Raw genomic sequence first — 6,903 nt, forward strand, 5'->3', positions numbered from 1 at the left:
TACAGTTGGCCGAAAGAACTGGCTGTTTTCAACTTCTACTAAAGGAGCTGAAGCAAGTGCAGCAGTATTCAGCCTGATTGAAACAGCTAAATCCAATAAACTTAATCCATACGATTATATTGAATTCATCATGGATTATTTACCTCAACAAGATCTGGTTGAAGATCCAGAAAGACTGGACTGGTTCTTACCATGGAGTGAAGAGATAAAAGAAGAATTTGAAATAAAAGCCGACTAAATTGATCATTGTATCAATTCAATCGACCTTTTTAAATACACTATTTTATTTGGCGCTTACTGTGAAGCTAGGGAACTAGCTTCTTTTTAGGATAGAATTTATTGATGGTGATTGATATAATGAAAACAAGGAGATGATAGTGTGAATGGTTTTGTAAGAATTAGAGAATTTGAAGAAAGTTATACATCGACAGAAAAATTAATAGCGAAATATATTCTTGAACATGGTAATGAGATTTTAAATTATTCTGCACAAATATTGGGAGAGAAGACAAATACTTCTGCCGCAGCTATTATTAGGTTTTCTAAAAAAATAGGTTTTAAAGGTTTTAGTGATTTAAAAATGAATTTAGCACAATCTCATTCAAATGAGCAACATGATTTAGATGTAGATATTATTTTTAATGAAAATGATGATATGACGTCTTTAGTAGATAAAGGATGTCGTTTAAATATGAATACGGTATTGAAAACATATCAATTGATTAATGTTAGTGAGTTAGAAAATGCTATAAATCTTTTATGCAATGCATCAACTATTTATCTGTTTGGAGTAGGTGGCTCTTCAGTTATTGCTAATGATATTGAACAAAAATTAATCAGAATTGGGAAAAAGGTTATTTATAATAATGATTTACATATTCAAATGACATTTACGCAAAGTATGACAAAGGGTGATACGGCATTGATTATCAGTTATTCAGGAACAACGGCAGGATTGGTAGATATTTCTAAAATCTTAGTTGAAAAAAATATTCCGTATATTTCAATTACACAAATTAATCAAAATCTTATATCAAAAAATAGTACGGTTGCACTTAGAGTACCAAGCGAGGAAAAGGAGTTACGTATAGGAGCAGTTTCATCAAGAATTTCTTCTTTTGTAATTACTGATTTATTGTATTATGGTGTGTTTAAAAAGAACTTTGATAAAAATAAAGATAATTTGATTGATTCAAGAAATAATGTTTCAATTCTTAAAAAGTAGATTCATTTCAAGATGAATCTTTTATTTTAGAAATAATATTTTAAAATATATTAATTATTATTGAAATAATATTTTAATAATAATATAATGATATTGGAAGGAGGAGCCATATTAATGAAATTAAATCAGTTAGATACAGAAAAAGTAAACCAAAATTCATTACATATTGATGAAATGTCAACTATTGATATTTTAAAAACAATTAATAATGAAGATCAAAAAGTAGCATTTGCAGTACAAGACGTCATATTACAAATCGCTCAAGCGGTTGATTGTATCTATGAAAAAATGTGTTTAGGTGGAAGATTAATTTATGTAGGTGCTGGAACTTCTGGAAGGCTAGGAATACTAGATGCCTCTGAATGTCCACCAACTTATGGAGTTGAACCTACTCTTATCCAAGGAATTATTGCTGGAGGGATTAAAGCTGTTACTCAAGCAGTTGAAGGTGCAGAGGATTCGAAGCAATTAGCACAAATTGATTTAGAAAAAATAAATTTAAATGACAAAGATGTTGTTTGTGGAATTGCTGCTTCAGGAAGAACACCTTATGTAATTGCAGGATTGCAATATGCGCGCAAAATTGGCTGTTCTACAATTTCATTGTGTTGTGTTCAAAATGGAGAGATTTCAAAGTACGCTAATTATCCTATTGAAGTTGTTGTAGGACCAGAAGTTGTCACTGGCTCAACAAGAATGAAAGCTGGGACAGCACAAAAGATGGTTTTAAATATGATTTCAACTTCAGTGATGATTAAAAGAGGAAAAGTATTTGGAAACTTAATGGTTGATGTTCAACCAACAAATGAAAAATTAAAAATGAGAGCTGTTTCTATTGTTTGCCAATCTGTTGATTGTGATGAAGCAGAAGCAACAAGACTATTAAATAAAAGCAAGTTTAATGTTAAGATTGCTATTTTAATGGGTCTTACGGGTAAAGATGAAATAGAATGTCAAGAAGCTCTTGAAAAGAATAAAGGTAATATTAGTCTAACAGTTAGAAGTTTTTTATAGGAGGAATAAGCAATGAAAAGATATGTTGTAAAAAATGAAAAAAATAAAACATATAAAAATATGTTTGGGGTAACAGACTATGATATTCCAATGTTTGGATTTAAAAGTGCATTGTTGATTTTAGGTGCTACAATGTTATCTTTAATTGTTTGTGTAAATGGTTTTCATTATTTACATATTGATTTTCGCCTTCCTAATGCAATTATTAGTTCAATTGTATGCGGTTTATCTGTTGCTTATTCACAATTTTATATTGAAAGAAAAAAAGGAATGTGTAAAAGCTTTTGGATTGTTGCAGGTATATTTACAATCATGGCTTTTGTGATGATATTAATGATTAGATAGGAGGAGAAAATATGTTTGAAAAGTTCTCGAACATTATTGAAGGTAAATTTGCTGGTCCTTTGGAAAAACTTTCCAATCAAAGACATTTACGTGCTATTCGTGATGGGATCATTGCTACTTTACCAATTATTATTGTAAGTTCATTATTAATGGTTGTTGCATTTTCATATAATCAAATGCCTGAATCATGGGCTTTGGCGAAGTTTATCAAAGCTAATGCAGTAGCTATTTTATTACCATATAGAATGTCAATGTATATTATGACATTATATGCAGTTTTTGGAATTGGTTATTCACTTGCAAAATCTTATGATTTAGATGGATTAAGTGGAGCAATTATGGCAGAGTTAACATTCTTATTAACGATTGTTCCTGTCTCTATTCCAGATGTTACTGATTCAATTACTGCATTAGCAAGTAAAAATGCAGAATTAAATGCATTTTTACAACAACTTCCTTCAGGATATGTTATTCCTGCAGAAAACTTAGGATCAGCGGGTATGTTTATTGGAATTTTATCTGCATTTATTGGAGTTGAAATTTATAGATTTACACAAGTAAAAGGTATAAAAATTACGATGCCTGCTGCTGTTCCACCAGCAGTAGCAAGATCTTTTGAATCTTTAACACCAACAATTATTATTATTTTAGGAATGTCTACCATTACAATGTGGTTAGGTATTGATGTTCATAGTATTGTCGGAACACTTATTAAACCATTAGTAAATGCAACAGATACTTTACCATCAACATTAATTATTATTTTCTTAATTATGTTTTTCTGGTCATTCGGTATTCATGGAGATTCTATTGTTAGTTCTCTTGCAAGACCAATTTGGTTAATTTTATTAGACCAAAATACAGCTGCGGTAGCTGCTGGAAAAGTAGCAACACATATTGGTGTTGAACCATTTTTACAATGGTTTGTACATATTGGTGGATCAGGAGCAACACTTGGATTAGCTATCTTATTCTGTTTTAAAGCAAAATCTAAATATGGAAAAACTTTAGGAAGAACAACAATCTTACCATCTGTTTTTAACATTAATGAACCAATGATTTTTGGGGCACCAATTGTTTTAAATCCGATGTTATTAATTCCTTTTATTGTTATTCCTTTAGTTCTAGCAACAATTGCTTGGGTTGCTACAGCAATGCATTTAGTTAATTGTGCTGTTACAATTGCTCCATGGACATTACCTGGACCAATTGGTGCTTATCTTGCATGTGGAGGAGATTGGAGAGCAGCAGTTTTGAATATTATTTTAATTGTAATCTCTGTTGTGTTATATTATCCATTCTTTAAAATGTATGATAAGGAATTATTAGAAGAAGAAAAAGCTAAAGAAGCTATTGAAGGATAAAAGGTGAAATTTATGTATATAGGTATTGATGGTGGTGGAACAAAGACAAAAATGGTTTCTTATGATGATGATGGAAATATATGTCAAGAAATAGTTTTACCAACTGTTCATATTCTAAGTCAAACACCAAAAAAATGTATTGAAATATTAAAAGCTGGAGTTGAACAATTAGATCCACAAAGTGTTTCAAAAATTGGTATTGGTTTAGCAGGATATGGACAAGATAAAAAAATAAGAAAAGAAATAGAGAATATTTGTTTAAAAGCATTTAAAAACAGACCATTTGTTTTAAAAAGTGATGTACAAATAGCAATAGAAGGTGCTCTTGATGGTCAAGATGGTATTGTTGTGATTGCTGGAACGGGTAGTATTGCGCTTTCTTTGAAGGAAGGTATGTTACAACGTTGTGGTGGTTGGGGCTATCAATTAGGTGATGAAGGAAGTGCTTATTGGATTGCTAAAAAAATGTTGAATGTTTTTTGTCAAGAAGTTGATGGTCGTTTAGAAAAAACAATTTTATATGATTTAATTAAAAGAGAATGTCATTTTGAAAACGATTATGATATTATTACTTTTATGAATGATTTAAATCATGATCGTACCAAAATAGCTGCTTTAGCTTATATTAATGGTATAGCAGCAAAAGAAAATGATCCAAATGCTTTAAAAATATATAAAGAAGCTGCAGAAGAAATATATAAACTTATCAATTTGTTATCCAAAAATTTTAAATCTCCCATTAAAGTTTCTTATATAGGCGGTGTATTTCAACATGCAGGTTCCTTTATTATTCCTCATCTCCAAGAACAATTAGGAAATCGTTTTAATCTTATTTCACCTATTCATACACCAGAATATGGTGCTTATATACTTGCAAAGAAACTAAGGTGAGAAATCACCTTAGTTTTTAAAAGGAGGATATAAAATGATGTATATACAAAATAAAAAAGATATTCTTTGGGGTGGAGCAACTGCTAGTAGTCAATATGAAGGAGGTTATGATTTAGATGATAAAGGATTAGATACACAGGATTGTAGACCTTATTTAAAAAGAACTTCTGATGCGACAACAGCGACACGCTTACTTACTCAAGAGGTTATAGAAGAAGCAAAAAAATGTCAGGGTATTGGAAATTATCCTTTTAGAAAAGGAAGTGATGGATATCATCATATAGATGAAGATATTGCCTTATTAAAAGAATTAGGAATTGATATTTATAGATTTTCAATAAGTTGGGCAAGATTATACCCTCAAGGTGACGAGCTAGAACCAAATAAAAAAGGAATTGCGTTTTATGATCGTATTTTTAAAGAAGTTCATAAAGCAGGCATGAAAATATTTTTAACAATGAATCATTATGCTGTACCGCTATATTTAGTAGAAAATTATGGTGGTTGGACAAATAGAAAATTAGTTACTTTTTATGAAAGATTTGCTAGAACTGTCTTTGAATATTGGGGACAATATATTGATTATTTTTTACCATTTAATGAAATAAATGCAGGTTATTTTAGTCCTTATAATGGCGTAGGTTTAGTTAAAGAAAAAGACAAACCATACAATCAAAGTCTTGTTTTTCAATCGCTTCATCATCAATTTATTGCAAGTGCAAAAACAATTAAAATAGCAAGAAAATTATCTCCTAAAAGTCAATCAGGGTGTATGGTAGCATGTTTTTGTTATTATCCTTTAACATCTTCACCAGAAGATAATTTAAAAGCAGTCAGAGATGAAGAAATAAACCAATGGTTTGCAGTTGATATTTTAGCTAATGGCCATTATCCAAGTTATATGGATCGCTTTTTTAGAGAAAATGATATTCATCTCAAAATGGAAGATGGCGATGAAACACTATTAAAAGAATATGCATGTGATTTTGTTAGTTTTTCATATTATTCAAGTTCAATTGCTACTGTTCAAGAAGATGGACAACAAACAGCAGGTAATTTAGTAGTTTCAACTAAAAATCCTTATTTAAAAGCAAGTGAATGGGGATGGCAAATTGACCCAATTGGTCTTAGAATTATGCTCAATAAAATGTATGATCGTACTCAAAAACCAATTTTTATTTCAGAAAATGGCTTAGGAGCAAGAGATCAATTAAATAGTGATTTTTCAATTCATGATCCTTATAGAATAGATTATTTAAAACAACATTTTAAACAAATAGAAGAAGCCATTGATGATGGTGTTGATGTTATTGGTTATATTATGTGGGGTGTTATTGATATTGTTTCAGCTGGAAGCTGTGAAATGGCAAAAAGATATGGAGTTATTTATGTAGATGGTGATAATTTAGGAAATGGTACATATAAACGTTATAAGAAGGATAGTTTTAAGTGGTATCATGATTATATTCAAGCTCAACATCAACAATTTAAGAAATGATTAATTTCATTTCTTTTTTTATCTTGAAATAACATTTTAAATATTTTGATAAAAAAATGAAATTTTATGTATGAAAAGGATTTCAAATGATTTTGTTTTTGTTACAATACATATTGTACAACATGTCTAGACAATATTAAGTGCAAAATTGAGGAAGGAAACCTGACTTTGGTATCCAGCATTAAAATATAGTGATAGTAAAAAAGCAGTAGGAATTCAAGATAGAATCTCTATTGCTTTTTCGTTTAAATCTTATAATTGAATATTTGTCTAATTTGCCGCTCTGTCAAATAGTAATTTGTAAGTGGAAGATTTGTAATATTTTCGAATTCTTTTATAAATTCACTTGATGCCGTTACATTGATATATTTACTTTCACCTTTGACCACCTTAAAGCTTCTAATGAATTTCATGATTTGATGTGTGCTGTATTGATTATCCAATATCTTAAACTGGAATATTCTTTCTAACAGTACGGCAAGATAACAGATCAGGAAGTGTCCCTTTATGCTGTTTTCTTTTTGAAGAAATACAGGGCGTGCATCTAAATCAGACTTCATTATTCT

Annotated in this window: 7 protein-coding genes and 1 pseudogene; 7 read left to right on the forward strand and 1 reads right to left on the reverse strand. The window is 29.9% G+C overall.

Annotated features, from left to right (window positions below):
• The 7 genes from C7U55_RS13110 to C7U55_RS13140 form a co-directional block, all read left to right on the forward strand.
• The coding region (locus tag C7U55_RS13110; protein ID WP_146139625.1) for a transposase domain-containing protein at window positions 1-238 on the forward strand (238 nt) is incomplete at its 5' end.
• Between the two features lie 141 nt (window positions 239-379).
• Complete coding sequence (locus C7U55_RS13115) at window positions 380-1,225, forward strand: MurR/RpiR family transcriptional regulator (RefSeq protein WP_106988930.1); 846 nt, start codon at window positions 380-382, stop codon at window positions 1,223-1,225.
• Window positions 1,226-1,339: 114 nt separating this feature from the next.
• Window positions 1,340-2,239 (forward strand): N-acetylmuramic acid 6-phosphate etherase, encoded by a 900-nt coding sequence (gene murQ, locus C7U55_RS13120; RefSeq protein WP_106988931.1) that lies wholly within the window; start codon window positions 1,340-1,342, stop codon window positions 2,237-2,239.
• Between the two features lie 12 nt (window positions 2,240-2,251).
• Window positions 2,252-2,584 (forward strand): hypothetical protein, encoded by a 333-nt coding sequence (locus C7U55_RS13125; RefSeq protein WP_032089731.1) that lies wholly within the window; start codon window positions 2,252-2,254, stop codon window positions 2,582-2,584.
• An 11-nt stretch (window positions 2,585-2,595) separates the two neighbouring features.
• Complete coding sequence (locus C7U55_RS13130; protein WP_106988932.1) at window positions 2,596-3,948, forward strand: PTS sugar transporter subunit IIC; 1,353 nt, start codon at window positions 2,596-2,598, stop codon at window positions 3,946-3,948.
• Between the two features lie 12 nt (window positions 3,949-3,960).
• Window positions 3,961-4,839, forward strand: a complete 879-nt coding sequence (locus C7U55_RS13135) for an N-acetylglucosamine kinase (protein WP_106988933.1) — start codon at window positions 3,961-3,963, stop codon at window positions 4,837-4,839.
• Window positions 4,840-4,873: 34 nt separating this feature from the next.
• On the forward strand, window positions 4,874-6,337 hold the full coding sequence (locus C7U55_RS13140; protein WP_239985205.1) for a glycoside hydrolase family 1 protein: 1,464 nt from the start codon (window positions 4,874-4,876) through the stop codon (window positions 6,335-6,337).
• A 245-nt stretch (window positions 6,338-6,582) separates the two neighbouring features.
• Here the strand turns inward: C7U55_RS13140 and C7U55_RS13695 are convergent.
• A pseudogene (locus C7U55_RS13695) lies at window positions 6,583-6,903 on the reverse strand (IS1634 family transposase); the annotation flags it as partial.

It is taken from the genome of Faecalibacillus faecis (genome assembly GCF_003024675.1).
GTDB lineage: Bacteria > Bacillota_I > Bacilli_A > Erysipelotrichales > Coprobacillaceae > Faecalibacillus > Faecalibacillus faecis.

Bases quoted from the DNA above. Each gene is read 5' to 3' on its own strand.
- C7U55_RS13130 (WP_106988932.1), top strand. From the start codon at position 2,596: ATGTTTGAAAAGTTCTCGAACATTATTGAAGGTAAATTTGCTGGTCCT.
- C7U55_RS13135 (WP_106988933.1), top strand. From the start codon at position 3,961: ATGTATATAGGTATTGATGGTGGTGGAACAAAGACAAAAATGGTTTCT.
- murQ (WP_106988931.1), top strand. From the start codon at position 1,340: ATGAAATTAAATCAGTTAGATACAGAAAAAGTAAACCAAAATTCATTA.
- C7U55_RS13140 (WP_239985205.1), top strand. From the start codon at position 4,874: ATGATGTATATACAAAATAAAAAAGATATTCTTTGGGGTGGAGCAACT.
- C7U55_RS13125 (WP_032089731.1), top strand. From the start codon at position 2,252: ATGAAAAGATATGTTGTAAAAAATGAAAAAAATAAAACATATAAAAAT.